The following is a 2,189-nucleotide window of genomic DNA, read 5'->3' as shown; positions in this document are numbered from 1 at the left end:
TGTAGTCATAAATTTTAGTCCCCACTTGTTTTTAAGTGGGGACTAAATTAAGGCTTATAGGATGAATTCATAAGGTGTGTTCAGCGGACGCTTACGATTGATTTAATAAATTCAATAAATTGCGGCGAAAAATCTTTAAATAAAGGAATATCTTTATTTTCTAATAACACTTCTCCCATAAGCTTTAATCCTACGGCAAAAGATTTCATTGATTCTTCATCTATAATTTTTTTCTGCTGCAATTTTTCTAAAACTTTGAAAATATCATCGTGATTATAAGCAGTAAAAACAAGATCTTCAGTGTAAGTTGAAGGCTGTCCTTTTGGATCGACAAGATGCTTTACACTAATTTGATATTTATGTTGTTTCATCGGACTACCTCATTTTTAAGACAGCTAATATCAACAGCAGCTTGATCAATGCTCTTAGCAATTTGATGAATTGTTTCTTCAGTCAGTGCATTATTTTTTAATTTAAGTCGCAATGATGTTTTTAAGTTTGCCATTGCACGATAGATATCTAGATATTGATCATTATTTTGAATTTCACGTCGCGTCTCTAAGCGGCCAAGGATATGTTCTAAATGCTCTCTTTGACCATTTAAATGGTTAATACCAGTCACTGTAATCTTGTACTGCTTACGGTCACCATCAGGTTTTTCAATAGAAACAAATTGCATGTCTTCAAGATAAGATAAGGTTGGGTAAATTGTGCCTGTACTTGGGCTATATCCACCACCTACCAACTCACCAATGCTTTTAATAATTTCGTAACCGTATCTAGGCGCTTGTTCAATTAAAGAAAGCACTAGCAATTTCATATGGCCAGATTCAAATAAACGGCTTTTACGTGATGGCGTATCTGAATTTATCAGCAAAGAGTCAGTTGTTTCATTCATAAGTTGGTATATCTAAGATTTATTAAGATATATCTTAATAAATCTTAGATATATTTTCAATTCTTTTATTTATCCCCGCATTTAACATGATGGTTGTTATGCGAAATTCCTAGCATATTCATCTTTTGTCTTATATCTTTATTTTTACCAATAGGTAAAATATATTCATAACTTACATCGAAAAGTAGGTAATTAAGAAAAAAATTACAGCGTTTTATAAGCCTTATAGTAACGGGAGAGACTATAGGGCTTTTTATTTATCTTAATATTCATATATCTATAATGAAGCCATGATGCTCGGCGATATAAAAAACCGGCTTGAGAATAGATCGGTCTTTTATGATATTTGCTAAAATGCTCTTTTAAAATATAAAAAACTAAGCGTGTGTAGCACTGGGTCTAGGTGTTCTTTGGGCTTAGTTATTAGCGTTATTTAAATAAGTATAAGTCAATTTTTACCTAATGGATTTGCTTTTCAACTAGTTCCAATTTGTTTAATGCTTGCCCTTTTTTATGATCATTATTAATCTTTACAACTAGAGCTAAAATAAAAACCATCACTATAAAAACAAGGAAAATCAAATGCTTTTTCATCATTAATCCCTTCTTTTGATCTTTAAGAATGCCTTGTTCCTTTGTAAATAGATATGACATAAGGGAAGCACTGATACAAGCCTTTTTAAATGACTTTAGCAACTCGATAAACAGTTGCAACTCCACAATTCACTGCTTTGGCAATTTCTTCCTTAGTCATATTGCCAGCTGCTAGTAATTCTTTTATTCGTTTGTGCTTAGCCTCATTGGCTTTCTTACCTGTTGGCTTGTAACCCGAACGTGCTAGGCCCTGCTTAATACGTTCTATACGTTTCTCATTGTCTAGGCGAGCCATTGTTGCCAGGAGATCAATCAACATATTATTAATGAGTTCTAGGATTGAATGAGTAATGGTGTCACTGGTTTGAATCATTTGGTAGGTAGTAGGAAGATCTGCCACAATTAATCGAAGTCCTTTCTCCTGAATCCTGCGCTTCAGCTCTTGAAAATCTCGTTGGGTTAGGCGTGATAAGCGGTCAATACTTTCAACTAACAAGGTGTCACCTTGATTTGCTTCTGACAGCAGCTTATTCAATTCAGGTCGGTCTAACTTCGTACCACTATAGTTTTCCACGTACACAATGGTTTCACCCAAATTCAAGGTAAGCGTCCGCTGAACACACCTTATGAATTCATCCTATAAGCCTTAATTTAGTCCCCACTTAAAAACAAGTGGGGACTAAAATTTATGACTACA

General features: G+C 34.0%; 2 protein-coding genes and 1 pseudogene. All 3 read right to left on the bottom strand.

The genetic code is table 11. The features are described 5' to 3' along the window. Window positions 1-80: 80 nt before the first annotated feature. Entirely contained in the window at window positions 81-371 is a 291-nt protein-coding gene (locus F893_RS16845; protein ID WP_005254572.1) for a DUF3861 domain-containing protein, read from the bottom strand. Further along, on the bottom strand, window positions 368-898 hold the full coding sequence (locus F893_RS16840) for a PadR family transcriptional regulator (RefSeq protein WP_005254570.1): 531 nt from the start codon (window positions 896-898) through the stop codon (window positions 368-370). The genes F893_RS16845 and F893_RS16840 overlap by 4 nt, the downstream gene beginning before the upstream one ends. A gap of 679 nt (window positions 899-1,577) precedes the next feature. Further along, window positions 1,578-2,093, bottom strand: a pseudogene (locus tag F893_RS16830) (recombinase family protein); the annotation flags it as partial. Window positions 2,094-2,189 lie beyond the last annotated feature (96 nt).

The organism is Acinetobacter sp. CIP 102136, assembly GCF_000369685.1.
GTDB classification, from domain to species: domain Bacteria; phylum Pseudomonadota; class Gammaproteobacteria; order Pseudomonadales; family Moraxellaceae; genus Acinetobacter; species Acinetobacter fasciculus.
This window is presented reverse-complemented; position numbering and strand designations above follow the sequence as displayed.